The sequence below is a fragment of the Daejeonella sp. genome (genome assembly GCF_037719425.1).
GTDB lineage: Bacteria > Bacteroidota > Bacteroidia > Sphingobacteriales > Sphingobacteriaceae > Daejeonella.
Genome location: NZ_JBBJNI010000034.1, coordinates 1 through 25,141, shown reverse-complemented (window position 1 = coordinate 25,141; position 25,141 = coordinate 1). Strand labels below are relative to the sequence as shown.

Here is a 25,141-nt window from a genome sequence, read left to right as displayed (position 1 = left end):
ATGTCAGATAACTCTAATAGCAATCCTATCCGCCAAAAGGCCGCCGAAATGATTGGGAAAAGCCGGAGTGGAGAGGATAAGGCACTGGAATTGTTGCGGAATCAGAAAGTTGCGGCAGAATATATACCCCCTGTTGTCGCAGGTTTAAAAGCAGCCAGGCGTAAAGCGGTCTATAACGAAGCATTAACGTTTTTACCAGGTGCCGCAAGAACAGTCAATCAAAATGAAGTTCCCAGCCTAAGTGATTTACTAGCTATCACAGGCAATAATGAAAATGGCGCCGCAGTATTTAAAAGATTTTGCTTTGTTTGTCATCAGGTAAGCGACGAAGGGTTTGATTTCGGTCCCAAGCTGACAGAAATAGGCTCTAAGCTTCCCAAAGAAGGGTTGCTGGACGCTATTGTTCGACCTTCAGCCGGTATTAGCTTTGGTTATGAAACCTGGCAGATAGACATGAAAGATGGCTCCACTCTCACTGGCATAATCGCAAGCAGAACAGAAAATGAAGTTGAGATGAAATATCCAGGTGGGGCGATTCAGAAAATCAAAACCAATGATGTTAAAAGCACCAGAAAATTGACAGAATCAACTATGCCTGAAGGACTGCATGAGAGCTTAACAAAACAAGAATTGGCAGACCTTATCCAGTACCTTTCTTTATTAAAGAAGAAGGGTTAAACCAAAGTTCGGAAGGCCTTGTGTTGCTAAGAATTTATATGACGATTTAAACTTACACAAAACCTGTATCTATGAATTCTCGCCGTTATTTTTTACAAAACCTTGCTGGTTCTGCGCTTGCCTTATCCATACCGTGGGAAAGCTTGGCTGGCACTAGAAACTTTTCCCACCAATCTTATCAGGGCCCCATTCTTCGCGTCGCAATCATGGGGTTGGGTAGCTATGGAACCCGGGTAGCTGATGCTATGAAAAACTGTAAGAAGGCCAAATTAGTCGGGCTTATTAGTGGTACGCCATCAAAAATAGACGACTGGCAAAGCAGGTATAACATTCCCGTAACCAATTGTTATAATTATGAGAACTTCGACCGCATTAAAGACAATCCGGAAATTGATGCTGTATATGTCATTACGCCGAATGCCTTGCATCACGATCAGGTGATCCGTGTGGCGAGAGCTGGCAAACACGTTATTTGCGAAAAACCAATGGCCTTGAATGCCAAAGAAGGGCAGGAAATGATAGATGCCTGTAATAAAGCCAATGTAAAATTGCTGGTAGGCTACAGACTACACTTTGAGGCTAAAACACTGGAAATTATTCGGATGCGAAAGGAAGGCGAATTTGGGAAAATTTTGTTTTTTCAGGGATTATGCGGATTCAGAATTGGAGATCCGAAACAATGGCGATTGAATAAACAACTGGCTGGAGGTGGCTCCATGATGGATATAGGTATTTATGCAGTCAATGGATCGCGTTATATGATTGGTGAAGACCCTGTTTGGGTTACAGCACAGGAAACCAAAACTAATCCGGAAAAATTTAAAGAAGGTGTTGACGAAACCATTCAATTTCAACTGGGGTTCCCTGGAGGAGCGGTTGCTTCTTGTTTGTCCAGTTATAATATGAATAACCTTGATCGTTTTTTCTTAAATGCTGAAAAAGGGTTTGCCGAATTACAACCTTCAACCGGTTATGGCCCCATCAAAGGCCGTACAAATAAAGGAGAATTAACTCAGCCGCATGCCACTCATCAAACAGTACAAATGGATGAAATGGCCGGTATTATTTTGGAGGGGAAAATACCCATTGTACCAGTTGACGGGGAAGAGGCACTAAAAGATTTAAAAATAATTGATGCGATCTATTTGTCTATTAAAACGGGCAAAAAGGTAAAATTGAGATTATAGTCAGCCTTAAGACAAATATTCCTGTTCGATAATCTAATTAGGAGATTCTACCCTGAAAACTACCTGAGAATGGTTTAAATTACTCCCTATGAAAAGAAAACAGTTTTTCAGCCAAAAGTTAAGTCTGTTACAATGTTTATTCCTTTTATTTTACGCTAATAGTTTATTTGCGCAAAAAAAGCAAATAGTAAAACCAAATATTATCTACATCATTGTCGACCAGTGGCGGGCGCAGGCAACGGGCTATTCAGGTGATAAGAATGCTATTACACCCAATCTTGACCGCTTAGCTTCTCAAAGCATGAATGTTAAGAATGCGGTATCTGGCATGCCTGTATGCACACCTTACAGGGCTTCGTTAATGACTGGTCAGTATCCGCTTACGACGGGTGTTTTTATGAACGATGTTATGCTGGATACAGCAAAAACCACTATTGCTGAAGTATTCAGGGATAATGGATACAATACAGGGTTTATCGGCAAATGGCATATTGACGGACACGGCAGGAAAAGCTATATACCGGAAAACAGGCGGCAGGGGTTTGAATATTGGAAAGCACTGGAATGTTCACATGATTACAATAATTCAATTTATTATTCTGGTCAATCCGAAAAAAAATTAGTGTGGAATGGATACGATGCCTTAGCTCAAAGCGATGATGCGTGTAATTATATCAAGGAGCAGTCAACGGCTGGCAAGCCCTTCATTCTCTTTCTTTCTCTGACGCCCCCTCATGATCCCTATCAAACTGCGCCTGCAAATTACCGCGCCATTTACGAAAACAAGAATCTTGAAATAAATCCCAATGTGCCCGCGCAGTTCCGGGAAAAAGTCCAAAATGACCTGAAAGGATATTATTCTCATATTTCGGCACTTGATGATTGTGTGGGGAAGATTTGGCAAACAATTAAAGATGCCGGGATTGAAAAAAATTCGATACTGGTTTTTACCGCTGATCATGGCGACCTCCTGGGCGCACATGGTTTCTGGAATAAACAGCAGCCTTACCAGGAAAGTATCCGTGTACCTTTTCTGGTACATTACCCTGATGTTTTGGGTGTCCGGGGCAAAACCACATCGGTACTTTTAAATACCCCCGATATTATGCCTACCCTCTTAGGGTTTTCGGATATCCCTGTGCCGGCAGCGGTGGAAGGCAAGGACCTTTCTAAGATCATGATGGGGAAAAGAAAAGATAACATCACCGGAACGATGATCTCCTGCATACAGCCTTTCGGGCAGTGGAGACGCAAAGCAGGGGGAAAGGAATACCGGGGCATTGTAACGAAGCGATTTACCTATGCCAGAGATCTGAAAGGGGCCTGGTTGCTATTTGATAATATAAATGACCCTTTTCAGCTGAATAATTTAGTTAACCAGCCACGTTTCAAACAGCTGCAGCAAGACCTTGATTCCAGATTAAATAAAATGCTTCATGAAAGACAGGATGAATTCCTGCCGGGGATGCAGTATGTAAAAAAATGGAAATACGTTGTGGATGAAACCGAGACGGTTCCATACATCAGGATGAACTATGAAGGCAAAGCAATTATTGAATAAATTAAAAACATTAATGATGTATAAAAGCACATCTAACTTTTTTATGGGTAGCCGAAAATGCCTATTAACGATCACGTTCATTGGTTTAACCGTTCTCCCGATCGTTTCTTTTAAAAAGAAACAGGCGCAAAAGCCTAATATTATTTTCCTGTTAGCCGATGATTTGCGGTATAATTCCCTAGGATCCATGGGCAATTCTATAGTCAAGACGCCTAACCTGGACCGGCTGGCAAGTCAGGGAACTTTATTTAAAAACGCTTTTGTTACAACTTCGATTTGTTGTATAAGCCGGGCAAGTATTTTTAGCGGCCAAAATGCTGCCAGACATCGTATTCTTGATTTTAAGACCGATTTTACCGATTCCGTTCGCATGAATAATTTTCCGGCTCTGCTTAAGCGCAACGGATATTATACTGGATTCATCGGGAAATATGGTGTTGGAACCCATCTGCCAGACATTGACTACGATTATTGGAAGGGTTTTCCGGGTCAGGGTGTTTACTTTTATAAAGATGCTGCCGGAAAGTCCATTCATAGTACCGATATGATGGGTGATCAGGCTGTGGAGTTTTTAAGAAGAAGAGATAAGTCGAAGCCTTTCTGCCTGCAGGTAAGTTTTAAAGCGCCGCATGTGGAAGATAATAACCCTCTTCATAACGGATATCTGTACAGCCCTTTCTATGAAAACTATTATAATAAAGTAACCATTCCTCCTCCACCTACAGGCGACAGCAAATTCTACCTTGCATTCCCAGAAACCTTCCGGGTGAATTCAAAGGGTATTCCCAATGAAGCCAGAGTGAGGTGGGAACAAAGATTTTCTACTCCGGACAAATATCAGGAATCCATTAAATCGTATTACAGGTTGGTAACAGGTATTGACGATGCCCTTAAACGTATAGTGGATGAACTGGTAAAAAATGGTCTTGAAAAGAATACGGTGATCATTTTCTCGAGCGACAATGGCTACGCTTTAGGGGATCACGGATTGGAAGGAAAGTGGTTCGGGCAGAATGAGTCCATCCGGGTGCCAACCATTATTTACGACGGGAGAAGCCCGCAGGTCCAGCATAATAATGATCAGCTCGTGCTGAATATCGACCTGGCTCCGACGATTCTCGACTATGCAGGTATACCTGTTCCTGCTTCGATGCAAGGCAGCAGCCTGAAGCCACTAGCCCTAGGAAAGACCCCTTCCTGGAGGATGGAATTCTATTATGAGCATCAGTACGATACTGATGGTTCCAAAGTTTATCTGCCGAAATCTGAAGGTTTGGTGAGACTGAAGTATAAATATATGCGATACTTCAACGGTATTGATCCGGATAATTTTTTTTACGAGGAGCTGTATGATCAGCTGCTGGATCCTTTTGAAGTACATAACCTGTCTAATACTTCCGATAATTCTGTGTTAAAAGAACAAATGATCCAAAAATTGAAGCAAATGAGAATCGAATTGAAATAGACTCTTTTTCTTGGCTAGGCAGAACAGAGAGTAAAACTTTTTCTAAATTGTCTCAAATTTAAAATTAACGAAGCCGTCAAGGAATCACTTTTAATTTAAAAAACAGCTCTGAATAATTCGTTTGAGTTAATAATTATAATTATCCTACAACTGATAAATGGCAATAAGTATAAAAAAGAATACCCAAGTACTGCTAAAAACAATTGTGTTAATAGCAATTGTTTTAAGTGCGTTCAAGCTTGCACAATCAGATCCAACGGTATTAAAAATTAAAAAAGGTTCTCACATTATCTTAATAGGGAATAATCTTGGTTCACGGATGATGAACTACGGTCATTTCGAAACGGAAATGCAGCTCCGTTATTCGGATAGCTTGCTATATATCCGGAATATGTGTGATGGTGGGAACACCCCGGGCTTCAGGCCTCATTCAGGTCGTCCCTCACCCTGGGCATTCCCAGGTGCTGAAAAATTCCATACAGAACTTGCTAAAAATTCGGATAGTCAAGGTCACTATGAAATGCCAGACGAATGGATCACCCGTCATAAGGCAGATATAATCATTGCTTTTTTCGGTTATAACGAATCGTTTCAGGGACCTGAAGGACTTGAAAATTACAAAGCAGAGCTGGATGCCTTTATCAAACACACGTTAAGGCAAAAATATAATGGCGTTACATCCCCCCAATTGGCGATTGTATCTCCCATAGCTTTCGAAAATCTTTCTGAAAAATTTGACTTGCCTGACGGTAAAAAGGAAAATCTAAATCTTGGCTTGTACACCGAAGCTATGAAAGAAATAGCGGCCAAAAATAAGGTACACTTTTTAAACGCCTATACACCTTCAAAAGGTTGGTTTGATGCAGGTGAGAAAGCATTGACGATTGATGGTTCTCAACTCACAGATGCCGGTTATGCTAAGTTTTCTACCTTGCTGGCCGATGGGGTTTTTGGTAAGACTACAGTTAAGGCAGAGGCGCATCGTGGATTGGTGCGCGACGCCGTTCTGGAGAAAAACTGGATGTGGCATAACGATATCAAAATCCCAAATGGCGTTCATGTTTATGGTCGTCGATACGATCCCTTCGGCCCAGACAATTATCCGGCTGAACTTGTTAAAATCCGGGAGTTGACCGCTTTAAGAGATGAGGCCATCTGGCAGGCCGCTAAAGGAAAAAAAATGGATCTAATTGCCGCTGATCAAAAAACGACAAAACTTCCCGAGGTAAAGACTAATTATAAACAGACTGATAAAAATGGCATTCCTGCTTATTTATATGGACCAGATGCGCTTAAAAAATTTAACCTTCCAACTGGATATAAGGTAGAACTCTTTGCTTCTGAAAAGGAGTTTGTGGATCTGGAGAATCCGGTTCAGTTATCTTTTGATAATAAAGGACGCCTCTGGGTTGCTACAATGCCCACTTATCCTCATTGGAAACCGGGTGATCCGAAACCTAATGATAAAATTATCATACTCGAAGATACCAATGGGGACGGGAAAGCAGATAAACAGACAACTTTTGCTGAGGGTTTACATCTTCCTGTTGGTTTTGAAATAGCTCCGGAAGGCGTGTATGTTTCGCAGGGTACAAACCTGATACTTTTTACCGACACAAACGGGGACGATAAAGCCGATACAAAGGAGATTCTTTTAAGCGGTTTCGATGATCATGATACACATCATGCGCATCATGCCTACACTGCTGATCCATCTGGTGCAATTTATATGGGCGAGGGAGTCTTTCTGCACACGAATGTAGAAACTTCTTACGGGCCGGTAAGGGCTACCAATGGCGGCTTTTATCGATACAATCCAAGCCGGCGTCAGCTCGAACGAACCGCGCAGCTTTCCATACCTAATCCATGGGGGATTGCCTTTGACGATTGGGGTCAGAATTTCTTTGCTGAAACATCCGGTCCGGATGTCCGCTGGATGATGCCTGGCTCAGTTAAGTCGAGATACGGAGTGGCCACTCATAAATCGGTGAATTTAATTGAGGAAAAACATCGTGTACGGCCCACCTCCGGACTGGAATTTGTCTCCAGCCGTCATTTTCCGGATAATGTACAAGGAGACTTGCTTATCAACAATACTATCGGTTTTTTAGGTATGAAACAGCATGTTATAGCGGACGATGGTACAGGCTATAGGACTAATCACCTCCAGGATTTAATACAGTCAGCCGACCCCAATTTTCGTCCGGTAGACATGGAGTTTGCACCTGATGGTTCCCTTTATCTGGTTGATTGGCATAATGTTCTGATCGGTCACATGCAGCACAATGCGCGGGATCCGCTGCGGGATCATTCCCATGGGCGAATTTATCGCATTACATACCCCTCAAGGCCATTGCTTAAACCGACAAAGGTGGCAGGGGCGAGCATCGATGAACTTTTAAATAACCTTAAACTTCCCGAATACCGGACCCGCTACCGGACCCGTCGGGAACTCCGGGGCCGTAAAGCTTCTGAGGTACTTTCTCATATCAAGACCTGGGTTACAAAACTCAATAAAAATGATACCCGGTATGAACACCATTTGCTGGAAGCATTATGGGTTAGCTGGGGACTTAATAAGGTTGACCAAACACTCCTTCGTCAATTATTGCATGCAAAAGATTATCATGCCAGGGCAGCTGCCGTACGCGTTCTGCGTTATACGGGACATCAGGTAGCCGATCAGGCTGCACTTTTGATGCAGGCTGCAAGAGATGAGAATGGTCGGGTTCGCCTCGAAGCAATAGTAGCAGCCTCCTGGCTTGACAAGGCAAAAGGGCTGCCCATTCTTGTGGAAGCTGCTAAGAAACCTCTTGATGAATGGATGGTAAATGCGCATGAAACAGCACTGGCACACCTGAACGGCTATGCAGTAAAAGACAAAAAGGAGCTGGCTGTTATAACTGAATTGCAAGGGGTTGAACGCGACCTTTTCATTAAAGGGAAAGCTGTTTATGCCAGGGAAGGATATTGTAATACTTGCCATCAGGCTGATGGTAAAGGCCTCGTAATTTCAGGCTTTCCGCCACTTACAGCCTCAAATTGGGTGACCGGTAATAATGAACGCCTGATTAAACTGGTTTTAAAAGGGCTTCATGGACCAATTGAAGTGCTCGGTAAGAAATATCCGGGACAAGTCCCCATGACACCTTTCGAGGGCTTACTGACTGACGATGAAGTGGCAGCCGTACTAACCTATGTGAGAAATTCCTTCGGCAACAAAGCGGGCGCTATCGCTCCGGATAAAGTAAAAGAGGTACGAGCGGCCATCAAAGGCAAAACGGGCTTCTATTCACCTGAAGAACTGCTCAAGCAACACCCCATGGAAAAATCAGATCAATAATTATGGCTAACAATGTGATTACGGACTGCTCATAAATTGAATTGATTAAGGCGAAATCAAGATTTGTAACCGATCAAAATAGAATACTTTATGATGAAAAACCGAGTTAAGGACAGCTTCCTACTTATCACTATAATGTTAATACTAAGCGCCAGGTTGGCCACAGCCCAGCATAGGGATCTGTGGTCTGTATATAAGGGCAATGAGGGTCCTGGGAAAGGCAAGCACATCGTTTTTGTAAGCGGTGATGAAGAATATCGTTCGGAAGAAGCCCTTACCTTGATGGCAAAGATTTTAGCAGAATATCATGGATTTAAATGTACTGTTCTATTTTCTATTGACCCTAAGACGAGTAAAGTCGACCCGAATAATCAGACAAATATTCCAGGATTAGATCAATTACAGACCGCCGATCTAATGGTCTTATTAATTCGTTTCAGAGAGTTGCCTGATGCGCAAATGAAATTCATTGATGAATATACCAAAGCTGGTAAACCAGTTGTAGCGTTGCGCACATCCACGCATGCTTTCAATTATACCAGGAATAAGCAAAGTCCTTTTGCTAAATATAGTTTTGACAGTACAGTGAAGGGCTGGGAAGGTGGCTATGGCAGGCAGACGCTCGGCGAAACATGGATTGCTCATCATGGAGTTCACGGTAAAGAAGGTACCCGTGGATTAATAAATGGCACGATGGAAAATCATGCTATACTCCGTGGCGTAAAAGATATTTGGGCGGCTACAGATGTCTATACCATCCGCAACCTGACAGGTGATTCAAAAGTATTGGTATACGGACAGTCTACACATGGTATGACTCCCAAATCTCCACTAAGTTATGAGAAATCGGTGATGCCTGTAGCCTGGATAAAAAACTATACGAATGAAAAAGGCAATACTGCGCGCATATTTAACACGACTATGGGAGCCTCCGTTGATTTGCTAAGCAAGGATCTGAGAAGGTTACTTGTGAATGCGTGTTATTGGGCTATCGGAATGGATCAGCAAATTCCTAAGGAAAGCAACGTTGACATTATAGGCGAATACAATCCTACGATGTTTGGATTCGGCAACTTTAAAAAAGGATTATCTCCTGCTGACTTTGAAATAAAGAAATAAACTAAACATAGCTAAATGCTATTTAATTTGCGGGCTTTTTCATTGGGCTCCTTAAATATTTGCACAGGGTCGTCCGAAGATCAGGCATATTCCCTGAGTGCTTAAGTATTTTACTCAGCCGCTGAGTATTCGTTCTGGCAGAAATAATATAGCAATAGAAGCGAGAAATAATAAAACAGAAAAAATTACAACATGGAAAAAATAGCCTTTAAAATGAAACTAAAGCCTGGTTGCCAGGAAGAATATAGAAAGCGACATGCTGCAATATGGCCTGCCTTACTATCGGTATTAAAAGAAAGTAAGATCAGTGATTATACTATTTTTCTGGATAATGAAACTGATATTCTTTTTGCCGTACAAAAAAAATCAGGATATCTTTCATCTCAAGGTATAGGAGAAAAAGAGGTTATGAAAAAATGGTGGCATTACATGGCAGATATTATGGAAACAAATGAAGATTATTCCCCTATTTCTAAACCCCTGGAAATGATGTTTCATTTGGATTGAACTTGTTTTTTGATTTAATAAAAAAAAATAGACCACTCATGGAGCCCTCTGATATTTTTAAATTTATTCATGTTGATGAATATTCTGCAACACCTAAGTATCTGCAGTTAAGTGATTCTATTATTGCTGCCATAGAAGATGGAAACTTGAAAAAGAACGATATTCTTCCTTCCATCAATGAGATGAGCTATATTCTCGAAATATCCAGAGATACGGCAGAAAAGGGATATAAGTACCTAAAGAAAAAGGGAGTAATCGAATCCGTACCGGGCAAAGGCTACTATATCGGTAATACAGAAATTAAAAAGAAACTGAAAATCTTTCTTCTTTTCAATAAACTTTCTGCCCATAAGAAAATTATTTACGATTCATTTGTAGCTTCTTTAGGCGAAGACGCCTCTATCGATTTCTATATCTATAACAATGATTTTGCGATTTTTAAAAAGCTTATTGAAAATAAACGGACAGATTACACTCATTATGTAATAATCCCTCACTTTGTTGAAGGAGGCGAAGAAGCTTATCAGATTATCAATACAATTCCAAAAGAAAAATTAATACTTCTTGATAAAAAAGTTCAGGGTGTTGAGGGGCCATATTCCGGCATTTTTGAAAATTTCGAAAAAGATATTTATGGAGCTTTATCTGAAGCAAGAGAGCCACTGACCAAATACCATACTTTAAAATTAATATTTCCTAAAAGGAGTTATTTTCCCAATGAAATTGTCAATGGTTTCCGCCGATTCTGTCAGCAATATGCTTTCAATCATCTGATAGTGAATGATATCAGCAAGGAATCAATACAGGCTGGAGAAGCTTACATCAATATTATGGAAGACGACCTCATTACTTTAATTGAAAGAATTATCTCTCTGGATCTAAAAATGGGTAAAGAGGTAGGTGTAATATCTTATAATGAAACACCCATAAAAAAATTATTATTGAATGGGATCACTACTATTTCCACAGATTTTAAAATGATGGGGACGATGGCAGCAGAAATGGCTAGAAATCGCAGGCTTGATCATCAGGAATTGCCCTTTCATCTAATCCTAAGACCATCTTTATAAAATATCAGTTAACTACATGATAGTGCATGACAGTTTAGTATGACCATCTTCTTATTTTCGACAGATATAAATTAATATAATTCTTTATGCAAGCAATATTTGGTGTCTTCTATCATTTCCTTGGAGGGTTCGCCTCTGGTAGTTTTTATATTCCTTATAAAAAGGTTAAAGGTTGGTCATGGGAAAGCTACTGGATCGTTGGCGGGTTTTTCTCCTGGTTGATTGTTCCTCCTCTGGCCGCTTATCTAACAATTCCCGGCTTTTTTGATATTATACAAGCAAGCCCATTTTCAACTTTGTTTTATACTTATTTTTTTGGCGTTTTATGGGGAATAGGCGGACTTACCTACGGACTGGGAGTAAGGTACTTGGGTATATCACTGGGTAGTTCTATTATATTGGGATTATGTTCTGTATTTGGCGCACTAATACCGTCTTTTTATTATGAGGTTTTTCCAAAAGCAGGGAAAGACACCTTTAGTATGATGATAGGCACCAGCTGGGGGCAATTAGTTCTATTGGGTCTGTTCGTTTGTATTATCGGAATTACGGTTTGTGGTAAAGCCGGACTGATGAAAGACCGCGACCTTAGTCTCGCCAAAAAAGATTCGGCTAATACAGAATTTAAAATAGGCCTTGGACTCTTTGTGTCGGTAATTTCAGGTATTCTCAGTGCCTGTTTTGCTTTTAGTATAGATGCAGGGAAAGATATGGCTAACCAGGCCAATGAAATTTGGATGGCTGCTAACCCTGGTCAGGGACAGTTCTTATTTCAGAACAATGTCACTTACATTGTAATCCTTTGGGGTGGGTTCACTACTAATTTTATCTGGTGCATGTTTTTGAATATGCGTAATAAAACCTTTGTTGATTATTCTAATAAACAAACCCCATTATTAAAAAACTATATGTTCTCAGCCCTGGCAGGTACCACCTGGTTCTTACAATTCTTCTTTTATGGTATGGGCGAAAGCCGCTTGGGTAATGGTGCCAGTTCATGGATTTTACACATGGCTTTTATCATTCTGATAGCCAATATATGGGGTTTAGTATTGAAGGAATGGACAGGGGTTCGAAGAACTACATTGATTACTGTAATAGCAGGAATCATGATTATACTAGTTTCCATTATCATTGTTGGCTTGGGAAATTCTATTAAATAAAATATAGAACATTGGAAAAATGAATATAAAAACAACCTCTTTTAAGCATGTAAGCTATTTATGGGATGAAGCCGAAGCTTCAAAGCTGGCGGGTGATGAAGTAGCGTTGCTAATCTATCGTTCAAACCTTTTAGGGGCGGATCTTCGGTTAACCAATTACGGGGGCGGTAATACTTCCTGTAAAGTTTTTTCTAAAGATCCCCTGGGTGATGAGAAAACTGAAGTCATGTGGATAAAAGGTTCTGGCGGTGATATCGGAACACTTAAGAAGAGTGGATTAGCTGCTCTGTATGTCGACCGGTTGCGTAATCTAAAAAATATCTATAGGGGTTTAGAATACGAAGATGAAATGGTGGAATTGTTTAACCATTGCATTTACGATCTGGCTTCGAAAGCACCATCTATTGACACGCCTTTACACGGATTTTTACCCTTTAAGCATATAGATCATTTACATCCTGATGCGGCCATAGCCATTGCTGCGGCAAAGGATGGTGAAAAGATCACAAAGGAATTATTTGATGGGCAAATAGGTTGGGTGGAGTGGAGAAAACCAGGATTTGAATTAGGACTTGAGTTAAAAAAGTGCTTAGATGAAAGCCCAGGTATACGTGGGATTATGCTGGGTTCTCATGGTTTATTTACATGGGGAAATACAGCTTACGAAAGCTATATCAATACCTTAGAAGTAATAGAGAAATGTGCTGGATATCTGGAACAAAATTATGGTAAGAAAGGTCCGATATTTGGAGGTCAGAAAATAGATAGTTTAGCTCCTGATTTACGCAAAAAACAAGCGGCAGCTTTGGCCCCAATTCTTAGGGGTTTTTGTTCCAGCGAACGGAAAATGATCGGGCATTTTACTGATGATGGCCGGGTATTGGAATTTATCAATTCTAACGATCTGGATCGTCTTGCACCTTTAGGGACCAGCTGTCCGGATCATTTTTTAAGAACCAAGATCAGTCCTCTTGTGCTTGATTTAAAATCAGATCAGGATCTGTCTGATGTGGAAGCGATTAAAAAACACCTCGCTCCGGCCTTCGAAGCTTACCGGAAAATGTATACAGAATATTATGAATCCTGTAAACACGCCAACAGCCCAGCCATCAGGGATTCAAACCCGGTAATTATACTTTACCCTGGTGTGGGATTGTTTTCCTTTTCAAAAGACAAGCAAACCACACGCGTAGCGGCAGAATTTTACACCAATGCCATCAATGTAATGAAAGGGGCAGAAGCTATTTCCGAATACACCTCATTGCCAAGGCAGGAAGCGTTTAATATAGAATACTGGTTATTGGAAGAGGCAAAACTTCAGCGTATGCCTAAGCCAAAAGCGCTTTCCGGACAAATTGCTTTAATTACCGGCAGTGCAGGAGGAATTGGGAAAGCCATTGCCAAAAAGTTTGTGGATGAAGGCGCTGTAGTAATCCTGAACGATATGAATTTGGAACGTCTGGAAGCTGCCGGAGAAGAATTTAAGATATTGTACGGAAAGGATTCTTACACAACTACGGTGTTGGATGTTACAAATAACGTCCAAATTCAGCAGGCAATGGAAGATGCCGCACTGGCTTTTGGCGGGGTAGATATCATTATTAATAATGCGGGATTGTCTATTTCCAAATCTATTGAGGATCATACGGATGAAGACCTGGATCTGTTGTATGATGTGTTGGTGAAGGGTCAGTTTAAAATAACCCAGGCGGGCGTAGCGGTTATGCGTAAGCAGGGTATAGGTGGAAATGTGATTAATATTGTAAGTAAAAATGCGCTGGTCTCGGGACCTAATAACGCTGGCTATGGGTCTGCAAAAGCGGCTCAGTTACATTTAAGCAGATTAAATGCGGCCGAACTGGGTGCAGATAAGATTCGTGTGAATGTGGTAAATCCGGATGCTGTAATTTCTGACAGTAATATATGGGCAGGTGGCTGGGCAGAGGGCAGGGCCAAAGCTTATGGTATCACGGTAGAAGAACTACCTGCATACTACGCAAAACGCTCGCTGCTGAATGAGATTATTATTCCTGAAGATATAGCCAATGCCTGTTTTGCTTTTACAGGGGGATTATTGAATAAATCGACAGGGAATGTACTTAATGTAGATGGTGGAATCGCTACGGCGTTTGTGAGGTAGTGATACTGTTTATACGCATTGAAATTATTACTAGATCCGGGTACACAAGCAGCTTAACTAAGCAAATCTTTGTAATCAAGCAATTACTAAATACACTCGTTGTAATGTCATAAAATCTAAGAAATCATGTTAATAGAAAAATATCAGATAGACGAACATAACAGCGACCTCCGGGCTGAACATCAAAAAAAACTTGATTTTATTTCTTTAGAAACAGAAGGCATAGAACAGGTAATTAACAAACTTGTTGATTTCCAGATTGCTATACCAAGCTGGGCGCTAGGTACTGGAGGGACACGATTTGGGAGATTCTCTGGCGGTGGCGAACCCCGGAATCTGGAAGAGAAAATAGAAGACATTGGCCTTTTGCATCAGTTAAACAAATCAAGCGGCGCCATTTCGTTGCATATTCCATGGGATATTCCAGGTGATTATAATGCTATTAAATCTCTGGCGGCACAAAAAGGACTACGTTTTGATGCCATGAATTCCAATACTTTCCAGGATCAGAAAGATCAGCAACACAGCTATAAATTTGGTTCCCTGCAAAATGTGAATAAGGCTGTGCGTAAACAGGCAATTGAACACAATATAGAGGTGATCAGACATGGAGTAGAATTGGGTTCAGATTCATTAACCGTCTGGCTAGCCGATGGTTCATGCTTTCCAGGGCAACTCAATTTCCGTAAAGCATTTCAAAATACATTAGAAAGTCTTCAAGAAATATATGCTGCATTGCCCCAAAACTGGAAAATGTTTGTAGAATATAAAGCGTATGAACCAAATTTCTACTCTACTACTGTGGGTGACTGGGGACAATCATTGCTTTATACCAGTAAATTAGGCCCAAAGGCCTATACTTTGGTTGATCTGGGTCACCATCTGCCCAATGCTAACATAGAACAGATTGTTTCTCTATTATTGATGGAAGGTAAACTTGGCGGGTTCCACTTTAATGATTCCAAATATGGAGATGATGATCTTACGGCAGGAAGTATGAAGCCTTATCAGTTATTTCTAATCTTTAATGAGCTGGTAGAAGGTATGGATGTAAAAGGAATGAATCATGCTTCGGGTTTAGGCTGGATGATTGATGCATCTCATAATGTTAAAGATCCGCTCGAAGATCTTCTGCAGTCGGTTGAAGCCATTATGATCGCTTATACCCAGGCTTTACTGGTAGACAGGAAAGCACTGGCAAGAGCTCAGAATGAAAACGATACTGTAGAATGCCAGGAGATATTGCAGTCAGTCTTCCGTACAGATGTAAGAGCTATAGTAGCTGAAGCCCGTTTACGTTCTGGTGGCTCGTTAAATCCAATAGCGCTTTACAGAAGTTTAAATGTTCGGAATAACTTAACAAAGGAGAGAGGAGCAATGACCTTAGCAACTGGATTATAAGTCAAAAATGGATAAAATATCGGTTATTGCAATATTTGATGTAGGCAAAACCAATAAAAAAATATTTCTATTGGATGAACAATACTCTATCCAATGGGAGAGTTCTGTAAAATTTGATGAAATTCTGGATGAAGATGGGTTTCTTTGTGATGATGTTCATGAATTAACGAAGTGGGTAAAAGATACTTTTAATTATGTGATGCAGTTGCTGGAATTTCAGATCATGGCGGTTAATTTTTCTGCTTATGGTGCTAGCTTTGTTCACCTCAATAATCAGGGCATTCCGTTTTTGCCTTTATATAACTATCTCAAACCATATGCTCCCGATCTGCAAAAGTCTTTCTACAATAATTATGGTGGAGAAATCAGGTTTTCTATAGAAACAGCCTCACCTGTGTTGGGTAATTTAAATTCAGGCATGCAGTTATACAGGTTAAAATATGAGCAGGCAGATTTATTTAAAGCGATCAATGTTTCTTTACATCTGCCGCAATATATTAGTTACATCTTAACCAATAAAGCCTGTTCAGAATTAACCAGTATCGGTTGCCATACCAATTTATGGAATTTTAAGACAGACCGTTATCATGATTGGGTTTACAAGGAGAACCTTGATACAATACTTGCTCCTATTTGCGATGGAGAAACCGTTGTACGTATTAAAAATAAGCAGAATGATGTAATAATCGGTATAGGTTTACATGATAGTTCTGCTGCATTAATACCTTATTTGATCAGTTTTAATGATCCATTTATCCTGATTTCTACAGGTACCTGGTGCATCAGCTTAAACCCTTTTAACGAGGCTCCATTAACTGAAGAAGAGTTGAAAAACGATTGTCTGTTCTTCCTGAATTACACGGGTCGCCCCGTAAAAGCTTCACGGCTTTTTGCTGGTTATGAACATGAGCAACAAATAAAACGTTTGGCCGATCACTTTAACAAATCTTTGGATTATTACGCAACAGTTGAATATTATCCAGAAATTCTTTCCTCATTAAAGAAAGATTCCTCTATCAATTATCAGGCTGGTATGAAGGTGATTTTGCATTCATCTTCTTTTGGCGATAGAGATTTAAGGATGTTTGATAATTATGAACAAGCATATCATCAGTTAATATTCGATATAATCGTACAGCAGGCGGCTTCAACTCAACTTGTATTAAAAAACACAGATGTGCGTAGAATATTCGTTGATGGAGGATTTAGCAAAAACGAGGTTTATATGTTTATGCTGGCTTCCGTATTCCCGCAAATTGAAGTATTTGCAGCTTCGGTAGCTCAGGCTTCAGCAATTGGTGCGGCGCTAGCTATACATGATCACTGGAACAATAAATCTTTACCGGGTAATATTATTGATTTAAAGTATTACTCATCTAAATAATCTATTGATTCTAGATATCTCCCCATTGGTTTATAGGGTCTAATTTGGATAGAATTTGCCGGAAATACCTGTCCGAAAGTGGGGAGGGTTACATGTACTTAGGGTTTCCATTCACTTTTCAAAATTCCGTATACTATATCATCTACCCATTCTTGATTAATAAACAGACTTTCTTTAAAATGAGCTTCTTTTCTAAAGTTCAGTCTTTCTATAAGCTTAATTGAATTAGTGTTTTTCGGGTCAACTGAACCTGTTATTCGGTGTTTGTTCAGGTTTCTAAATAAATGATCAATGGTAATTTTCATCGCTGTTAAAGCGTACCCTTTGCCCTGGTGTAATCTATTTAACGTACATCCAAGCTCACATTGAAAGCCATCATCTCCAATGAAATGTATTCCTATGTCCCCTACAATCTCACCAGAATTTTTTTCAATAATAACAAGTTGAAACCAGGACTCTGGTTGATTAAATTCCAACGGGTTTTTTGCAATAAATTCATCTATTTCCTCAATAGTTTTTGGTATGAACCCTTGATATTTGTTGGTTTCGGCATCTGACCTGTAACTAAAAACCTGTTTGTTATCTTTTCCCGTAATAGGCCTTAGTAAAAGTAATTCTGTTTCTATCATATACTGTTAAATTTCTTTAATCACTTCCGTGTCTTTTTATTCTGTATCAATGTCTACATTTTTCTCTTATGGTCTTCCCCATCACGCAGTCCACCGAAGTTCTGAATAGGGCAGGCTATAAAGGAATAGACTTGGGCAACGATTAGTGATATTTGAGCCTGGTGTTTCTGTCATTCGCTAATTGTTAATACCACATTTCCTTTTTTTCTTTCTGTTTCAACGTATCTATGGGCTTCGACTATCTTGTCCATTGGAAATGTCTTGTCAATTATAGCTTTATATTTACCCTTTTCAAATAATTCTTTTAATAAGTGCAATTGAGATAATGTTCCCGAAGAGAATCCATTTACAGTTTTGTAGACACCATTTTTATTTAGAAGTGGTGTGCATTCTTTTTTGGTTGTTTTCCCCACCGCGTCAAAAATGATGTCAAATTTTTCTATTTGTTTAGTAAAATCTTCCTTGTCATAAAGAATTATACGATTAACTCCTAAAGCTTTTACCAATGCAAGGCCTTTGGAACTGCAAACTGCTGTTACATCTGCATTTTGGTGTTGTGCTATTTGAATAGCCGCTGTTCCTACAGAACCAGTTGCTCCAATAATCAAAACTTTAGGTCTTGATCTTTCAGATATTTTAGCCTTGTCCAGAAAATAAATGGCTGTATGTCCGCCAAAAACTACCGCGGCAGCTTCTTCGTAGGTTGCATTTTTCGGCATTTCAATTACATTACTATTTTGATTGACTGCTATAAATTCTGCATAAGTGCCGAATTTAAAACCTGTCATGCCAAATACACTAGCTCCAATTTGAAATTTTGAAACGTTGTTTCCGAGCTCTGCAACAACACCCGAAAAAACAGTTCCCAATATAGGATTTCTGGGTTTAAATACTCCTAAAACTATGCGCATGAGTACTTTCATTAATCCTTTTACCTTAAAGCTTCTTACCCGAACGTCTCCCGAATTTACCGCAGTGGCAACAATTTTAACAAGTATTTGATTGTCCCTCGGGATGGGTTTGGCCACTTCCCGAATTTGCAAAACTTCAGGAGGACCGTATTTTGTGCAAATAATTGCTTTCATTAAATATATAATAGTTGATTAAAATGAAATTTACAACGGTTGGTGAATTAGATATCCAACTTTTATTTTAAAATATAATTCGATTGGTCTGTTTCTGAAAAACTAAAATACCCTAAGCAGTAATTAGTACCATTAGTTTTATTAATCATGTTACCTCTAATATTTGAAGATGGTACCGTAGCAAATATGCCATTACTATCTGCGTTTGAAGTACCAATTAATATTTTCATGTAGTTAAAATATCTTTGCGAAATTCCGCTGAATTTAATATTTATGCTATCTCCTTTTTTTGATTTAGCATCAGCGAATACGCCAAAACCTAAATTACCGTCAATAAACTGATCGTCAAAAGCATCATAACTGGGAAACTTTCTATTTGCTGTTTTATAGCTAAATAAATAATAGTTATTTTGATTAACAGGATCTCTAAAATTTACCTTGATCCCGTACTCATCTCTGTTTAGTCCGAAATCGTCTCTTTGTTCTACGTTTTCAATTGGATTAACAGCTATCAATGTTTCTTTTCCTTCATAAGTCTCACCCTTATAAATCACTGTTAAAGTATATGTTTCTCCAATTTTAGGGATAAACTTAATACAGGTGTATCTTCCAGTTATTCCATTTGTACCAGGTTCTTCTAAAAAATCAAACCTAACATTTGCAGAGTTGGTAATGTAAACCGTTGCATTACTAACTTTTGGCATTTCTTGCTGATAATATCCTGTTGTTGTAGTTAATTTTATAGTCTGAACTTTTCCATCGGTACCTTTAACCCATATTAAAGCCGCATCTACAATTAATCTTGGGGCTTGTGTTTCCAGATCTACATTAACTATTTTCTCGCAACTGCTAAACAAAATCACAGTGAGAGTGGATATGATTGATAAAATTTTTCTCATGTTATTAAAATTTAAAATTGTAAGTAAAGCTTGGTACCGCACCAAATATTGATAATCTTTTAGATTCATTAACTCCAGTTTCTGAGTTTTGAGAAAATGTCATACTAGAAGCATTTTGCCTATTATATATATTGTAAACACTAAAAACCCATTCTCCCTGCCATTTTTTTACTTTATTATGCTTTGGGGTGTAAGTTCCTGAAACATCTAAATGATGATAAGCGGGTAAGTTATTTTGGTTTCTCAATCCAAAATTAGGAACGCTGATATCTTGAAACTGATACCTGCTATTAGGGAAAGTGATGGGTTGACCAGACTGTAAACTAAATATAGAACCAAAACGCCATTTTTCACTTAATTTGTAACTAGCAGTTATTGATAGATTATGCAATTTATCGGATGCAGATTTATACCACTCACCATTATTTATTCCTGTCTCTGTATTATTTCTTCCTGCTGTTTGCTGTTTTGATCTTGACAATGTATAAGATATCCAACCAGTTAAGTCCCCTGTATTTTTTCGAAACATCATCTCTAAACCGTAGGATCTGCCTATGCCGTTCAGCACCACTTGCTCTATTGCTTTATTGGCTAGTAAATCTGTGCCATCTATATAATCTAACTTATTTTTAATTTTTTTATAGAAACTTTCTACCTCCAAAGAATAATTATCTTGATTTAAATTTTGGAAATAGCCCAAAGCAAGCTGATCTAAAGATTGAGGTTTTAAGAAATTATCGCTTGGCGTCCATATATCTAAGGGAGTAGGGGATTGAGTATTAGATAAAAGATGCAGGTATTGATACATTCTATTATAACTAGTTTTAATAGAATGGTCATCATCCAAAGCATAAGATAAGGATACCCGCGGTTCTAAATTATTAAAGCTAGCTATGCTTTGATTGTTCTTATAACTTTTGATACCGGTAGGGATGGCTTTCTCATAGATTTTTGAATCCTGATTAAATTTAACTGCTTCGTTATTGGCGTAGGTGAAAACGTCTTGTTGTCCTAACCTATAGAACATACTATATCGTAAACCATAATTTGCAGAAAGCTTTTTTGTAACTGTTTGGTCAATATCAAAGTAGATCGCGGGCTCTAAAGCATATTTTTTTGCTACTTGTTGTTTATTCATGGGGGAGTTTTCGCCTATTGGTGTAACAGTTCCAGGGTTAAATAAATAATGCTGAGCGTTTACTCCATAGGTTAATCTTAAATCGTTATTTAAATAGTGTTTAAAATCATACTTTAAGTTTATGTTCTGAATTTTACTGGCCCATTTAAAACCAGCAAAACCAATTTCTAAACCATAGTTATAATCACTGTAGATAAGAGAAAGGTTGGAGAATAATTTATCACTAAATAATCTATTCCACCTGACATTAATAACTGCATTACCATAAGTATTAGTAAAATCTTCGTTAATGTTAAAGGCATCTCTACCAAAATACCCAGAGAGATAAACCTTGTTTTTATCGTTTAATTTGTAACTAATCTTTGTATTTAAATCATAAAATGATGCAGCGCTTTTGATATCTGTAAGTTTTAAAAATAAGTGTCCGTAAGAACTTCTACCCGCAAATAAGAAAGAACCGTTACCGTCATTAACCGGGCCTTCTACTAGTAACCTACTAGAAATTAAGCCTATACCTCCAGTAAATTTTAAGTCGTTTTTATTACCTTCTTTCTGATAAATTTCCAGGACAGAAGATAATCTACCTCCAAAACGTGAGGGTATACCCCCTTTATAAAGTTTGATGTCATTAATAGCATCGGCATTAAAAACAGAGAAAAATCCAAACAAATGGGAAGAATTGTAGATTGTGGCTTCATCTAATAAAATTAAATTCTGTTCTGCACCTCCACCTCTAACATTAAAACCAGATTGTCCCTCTCCAGCATTAGTTACTCCGGGTAATTGTAAGATGGATTTTATTACATCTACCTCTCCTAATACCACAGGCATTTGTTTAATTTCTCTAACGGTAAGCTTGTTTATACTCATTTCTGGTCGTCGTATTTCAATTATATTTTTATCACTTAAGACCACAACTTCATTAATGGATTGATAATTAAGCTTTAAAGAATAGTCCTTCACTAAACTTTGGTTAAGTTTTATAGAATCTTCTAAAGAAGCAAAGCCTACAAATCCAATTTTTAAAGTATAATTTCCTTTAGGTACTGTTAATGAATAAAAACCGTATTCGTTAGTTGTAGTAGCGCTGTTAATCTCTTTAAGAAATACATTAACTCCTATTAAAGATTCTTTAGTTTCAATATCGGTAATCTTACCGCTTATGGTAACCTTTTCCTGGGCATTTGCCAAATTGTGTAAAAGCAGTATAGCTATGAAAGCTATGATTTGCTTATGTAGTGTTTTAAACATTTGATTTTGATTTTTTCGAGATTATTTGTGAATTTTAATTTAGTGCTAAATGCCTTTTTATAGGATTTAAATAGTTGGCATTTGAATTTTTTAAACTATCGTGGAATTTGGATAAGATTATCAGGTGTTTTAGCATGACCTCTTAACATTGCTTTCATTTTAAATTTTGCAGCAAACTTGCAGTTTACTTCATGCCAATAGTTTGAAAAGCGACGACACTTGAAACTAGATAATGCTAATGATGTTCCCACATGCTTCTTAACGTTTACGGCTTGGCGGAGGTGGATTTTAGTACTGTAAGTTCAAACGAAGTATGAAAGCTGAAGCTTGGACAAATGTTTCTTCGAAATGGTTAAGCCTGCCCTTGCTAAGCACCCGTGTTTACGGCTTCTGTGTATCAATTCTAATCCATAAAATTTTCTTTTGCATATCTTTTTTAATTGATGTTAGAAGATACTGCAAAAGTAGATAGGCGAGTTACAACAACTCGTTCACTTAAGTTAAGAAATACGTTTTAGCTCTTTATCTCAAGAATTCTTGCTCTTAGTCTGCTTAATGATTGAGGTTTGATACCTAATAGCTGTTTTCGGCTTGGCGATATGGTGGATTTTTAGCACTAAAGTTCAATTAGAAGTACAAATGTTGGACCTTGCATAGATGTTTCATCGAAGCACTTCAGCCGCCATATTGCCAAACCGATGTTAGCGGGTTGTTGTTTATTCATTCGTGTGTTTTAGGTTCCATTTTCTTAGTCCACCTATTAAAAATAAAAGTCCAATAAAGACAGCAATAAGCGAATATGTTATTTCCAAAAATTGATTTGTCTGTTGCTTTTCCAAGTCAAAAATTAATTCTCCAATTCCCCGCAATAAATAAATACCTGCAATTAAAAAAATTACTGGCTTTAAGAATGGTAGTCGTCTAAATTTGTTGTCTGCTGAGAGTCCATATAGTCCAAAAACAAAAAAAGCGATTGCAACAAAAATTGTCAGCAAATAAGGCAATGAAGAATGTGCTTGAGCAAGTTCTTTCATTTCTTTTCCAATTCCTGTTATTTCAAACATTTTGTCAGCCCAAAATAATCCAATAATATGTCCGATTGCAATAAGAATATTTATGCATCCACCAAGTTTTAGCATAATTCAATTAATTTGTTCCCAAGTAAATAAGTCCACTTATAAGCAATAGTAAAATCCATTGTCCAAGTTTTAAATAGTTTTTTGGAAATTGTTTTGAAATGGCGATTGTTAAAGCCCAAACTATTGCATAACCTAAAAAATAAACAGTCAATATCTGCAACAAGGTTTTTTCATTGTCAAAGCAGTTTGTGAAGTTGATTAGCCCAAGTCCGATTGTCGCAAAAAGTAAGTCAAATGAAACCCAATGCCAACCACATCTTGCCATTGTCCATTTTTCTCTTTTTTGAAAATTTTCATCAAGTCCTTCAGTTGGTTCATTTACCTTTAATTCTTTGTCGCCCACAAAAGTGTGCAGTACAAATGCTAAAAGTGTCAAAATGTTTGCTATTAAAATTGCTATGTTCATATTTATATTTTCGTTTGTTTACGCTGTCGTTTTACAATGCCCGCTAACTCGCTAATTGGTGTTGTGGAACGCGTTGATAAGGTCAGGTATTTTTTGTATTAAGTTCAGATATCGTTGTTCAGGGGAAGAGGTCTTAAACTCGTCAAAATCTATTCGTTGTGTAGCTAAAAGTTCTTCGGAGGTGTCAAAGCTTCCACTTCTGTGTAGAAAGCAGTAGTTTTTCGTCTTCATCTATGACATAGTATGTCCGAATACAGCCTTTTAGAACAAAGTACGAGGTTTTTGAAATTCCCCGCAATTGAATCTCCAAAGTTCACCGAAACTGCACGAATCTTGGTGAGCACTTCATCGGCCTTTGGATATGGCTTTTCAACTACTGCCATGTGAAGCACATCCGGTCACCGTATTCTGCATAAACAATGGCCTTCATCTTTTGCATTTTAATCTAATCAAGTCAAGTGGTACCAAATGAGCCCCCAACTGTCAATCCTGAAATAATACACGCCTCATTTCTTTAAACTTACCTCGTAAATTCAACTACTTGGGCACTCACAGTTATAGTTCTTCTCACAAAGAAAGGGGCAAAACCACTGAAGTGTTCTTCTGTCATCACGTTGATAATAGCTTTGGAGCTATTTAGTAAGTTGGCTTTCTTCATCATCGTTGAATACGCATTTTCGTACAATTGCCTTTTGTTCACCCCTCCAATTGCCAATACATAAGACGTCTCCGAACTTCCGCTTACCTGATCAATTACTTTGAAGTTGTTCTCACTTAAGTGTACCTCAGTGGCGTTTTGATTGTGGTTGGTAACAAAGGCGTGGCCGATGCCACATGAACTAAAAGATGCCGCGAGCAATAAGAACACGGAAGGAATGACGATTTTTTTCATTGTAGTAATTATTTAATTATTTATTGTTATACATGTATTAAAACTTAAATCCGAAACGCTGGCCCGGCTCACCGATAAAGTACTTTTTCCACTTGTTGTCTTGTACTTTAAAACTTTCCGGCATGTTGGTGCTCACGAGACAGAAAGTGGCCGTGATGGAAGGTTCTATAAAAAACTAATTCTTGAATAGGGGAAGCTGTTTTTGGGAATTTTATTATGTTGAAATGTATCCGATTAATCTCTCGATGAGGATGCTAAAAATTATATCCAAAATGAAGCCCAGGTTGAATAAAGTAGTTAGGCCATTTTTTTTCTGCTAATTTAAAAGATCCTGGAACATTAGTTCTTACAGGCCAATAACTACATCCAATAGCTGGGTCAAAAAGAACCGGTTTTTAAAAAACTTAAACTGTTAACCCAAATGGAAGTTCAGATATAACGTGTACCATTTCCAATCTTTTTTTTATCCTCATCCATAAAATTTTCTTTTGCATATCTTATTTAACTGATATTAAACGATACTGCAAAGATAGATTGGCAAAAGACTTAAAATCGTTCACTTAAGTTAAGAAATGATTTCACTTTGCTTTTTTCCAAGATTCTTGCTCTTAATCTACTCAGTGATTGAGGTTTTATACCTAAATAACTTGCTAATTGGTGTTGTGGCACACGTTGAATAAGGTC

At 38.4% G+C, this 25,141-nt stretch carries 19 protein-coding genes; 12 read left to right on the top strand and 7 right to left on the bottom strand.

All coding sequences use genetic code 11. From position 1 onward, the window contains the following. The 12 genes from WKF69_RS06650 to WKF69_RS06595 all read left to right on the top strand — a co-directional run. The coding region (locus WKF69_RS06650) for a c-type cytochrome (RefSeq protein WP_340380605.1) at nucleotides 1–678 on the top strand (678 nt) is incomplete at its 5' end. A 71-nt stretch (nucleotides 679–749) separates the two neighbouring features. Beyond that, the gene (locus WKF69_RS06645) at nucleotides 750–1,865 is read left to right on the top strand and encodes a Gfo/Idh/MocA family oxidoreductase (RefSeq protein WP_340380604.1); all 1,116 of its coding nucleotides are present in this window, start codon (nucleotides 750–752) and stop codon (nucleotides 1,863–1,865) included. 88 nt (nucleotides 1,866–1,953) lie between these two features. Beyond that, complete coding sequence (locus WKF69_RS06640) at nucleotides 1,954–3,426, top strand: sulfatase (RefSeq protein ID WP_340380603.1); 1,473 nt, start codon at nucleotides 1,954–1,956, stop codon at nucleotides 3,424–3,426. Nucleotides 3,427–3,439: 13 nt separating this feature from the next. Next, nucleotides 3,440–4,891, top strand: coding sequence for a sulfatase (locus WKF69_RS06635; RefSeq protein WP_340380601.1), 1,452 nt, complete (start codon nucleotides 3,440–3,442; stop codon nucleotides 4,889–4,891). Nucleotides 4,892–5,048: 157 nt separating this feature from the next. Further along, nucleotides 5,049–8,234 carry a PVC-type heme-binding CxxCH protein gene (locus WKF69_RS06630; protein WP_340380600.1) on the top strand — a complete coding sequence of 1,062 codons (3,186 nt, stop codon included), beginning with the start codon at nucleotides 5,049–5,051 and terminating at the stop codon, nucleotides 8,232–8,234. 90 nt (nucleotides 8,235–8,324) lie between these two features. Beyond that, on the top strand, nucleotides 8,325–9,353 hold the full coding sequence (locus tag WKF69_RS06625) for a hypothetical protein (RefSeq protein WP_340380598.1): 1,029 nt from the start codon (nucleotides 8,325–8,327) through the stop codon (nucleotides 9,351–9,353). A gap of 192 nt (nucleotides 9,354–9,545) precedes the next feature. Further along, on the top strand, nucleotides 9,546–9,860 hold the full coding sequence (gene rhaM / locus WKF69_RS06620; RefSeq protein WP_340380596.1) for an L-rhamnose mutarotase: 315 nt from the start codon (nucleotides 9,546–9,548) through the stop codon (nucleotides 9,858–9,860). Nucleotides 9,861–9,898: 38 nt separating this feature from the next. Then, nucleotides 9,899–10,930, top strand: a complete 1,032-nt coding sequence (locus WKF69_RS06615) for a GntR family transcriptional regulator (protein WP_340380610.1) — start codon at nucleotides 9,899–9,901, stop codon at nucleotides 10,928–10,930. An 86-nt stretch (nucleotides 10,931–11,016) separates the two neighbouring features. Beyond that, nucleotides 11,017–12,093, top strand: a complete 1,077-nt coding sequence (gene rhaT, locus WKF69_RS06610; RefSeq protein WP_340380594.1) for an L-rhamnose/proton symporter RhaT — start codon at nucleotides 11,017–11,019, stop codon at nucleotides 12,091–12,093. Between the two features lie 19 nt (nucleotides 12,094–12,112). Further along, nucleotides 12,113–14,233, top strand: coding sequence for a bifunctional aldolase/short-chain dehydrogenase (locus tag WKF69_RS06605; protein WP_340380592.1), 2,121 nt, complete (start codon nucleotides 12,113–12,115; stop codon nucleotides 14,231–14,233). Between the two features lie 126 nt (nucleotides 14,234–14,359). Further along, entirely contained in the window at nucleotides 14,360–15,634 is a 1,275-nt protein-coding gene (locus WKF69_RS06600; RefSeq protein WP_340380590.1) for a sugar isomerase, read from the top strand. 7 nt (nucleotides 15,635–15,641) lie between these two features. After that, nucleotides 15,642–17,018, top strand: a complete 1,377-nt coding sequence (locus tag WKF69_RS06595) for an FGGY family carbohydrate kinase (protein ID WP_340380589.1) — start codon at nucleotides 15,642–15,644, stop codon at nucleotides 17,016–17,018. 98 nt (nucleotides 17,019–17,116) lie between these two features. On the opposite strand, the gene WKF69_RS06590 is transcribed toward WKF69_RS06595, so the two are convergent. The 7 genes from WKF69_RS06590 to WKF69_RS06560 all read right to left on the bottom strand — a co-directional run bounded on the left by WKF69_RS06590 (nucleotide 17,117) and on the right by WKF69_RS06560 (nucleotide 24,457). Continuing rightward, the gene (locus WKF69_RS06590) at nucleotides 17,117–17,647 is read right to left on the bottom strand and encodes a GNAT family protein (protein ID WP_340380587.1); all 531 of its coding nucleotides are present in this window, start codon (nucleotides 17,645–17,647) and stop codon (nucleotides 17,117–17,119) included. Nucleotides 17,648–17,817: 170 nt separating this feature from the next. Then, the gene (locus tag WKF69_RS06585; RefSeq protein WP_340380585.1) at nucleotides 17,818–18,732 is read right to left on the bottom strand and encodes an NAD(P)-dependent alcohol dehydrogenase; all 915 of its coding nucleotides are present in this window, start codon (nucleotides 18,730–18,732) and stop codon (nucleotides 17,818–17,820) included. A gap of 62 nt (nucleotides 18,733–18,794) precedes the next feature. After that, nucleotides 18,795–19,631, bottom strand: coding sequence for a DUF4249 domain-containing protein (locus WKF69_RS06580; RefSeq protein ID WP_340380583.1), 837 nt, complete (start codon nucleotides 19,629–19,631; stop codon nucleotides 18,795–18,797). Between the two features lie 4 nt (nucleotides 19,632–19,635). Next, nucleotides 19,636–22,020: a TonB-dependent receptor gene (locus WKF69_RS06575; protein ID WP_340380581.1), complete on the bottom strand. Its 2,385-nt coding sequence runs from the start codon at nucleotides 22,018–22,020 to the stop codon at nucleotides 19,636–19,638. A gap of 716 nt (nucleotides 22,021–22,736) precedes the next feature. Then, nucleotides 22,737–23,159 carry a hypothetical protein gene (locus tag WKF69_RS06570; RefSeq protein WP_340380579.1) on the bottom strand — a complete coding sequence of 141 codons (423 nt, stop codon included), beginning with the start codon at nucleotides 23,157–23,159 and terminating at the stop codon, nucleotides 22,737–22,739. 7 nt (nucleotides 23,160–23,166) lie between these two features. After that, nucleotides 23,167–23,565, bottom strand: coding sequence for a hypothetical protein (locus WKF69_RS06565; protein WP_340380577.1), 399 nt, complete (start codon nucleotides 23,563–23,565; stop codon nucleotides 23,167–23,169). A 520-nt stretch (nucleotides 23,566–24,085) separates the two neighbouring features. Then, nucleotides 24,086–24,457 (bottom strand): DUF6567 family protein, encoded by a 372-nt coding sequence (locus WKF69_RS06560; RefSeq protein ID WP_340380575.1) that lies wholly within the window; start codon nucleotides 24,455–24,457, stop codon nucleotides 24,086–24,088. Between the last annotated feature and the right edge of the window lie 684 nt (nucleotides 24,458–25,141).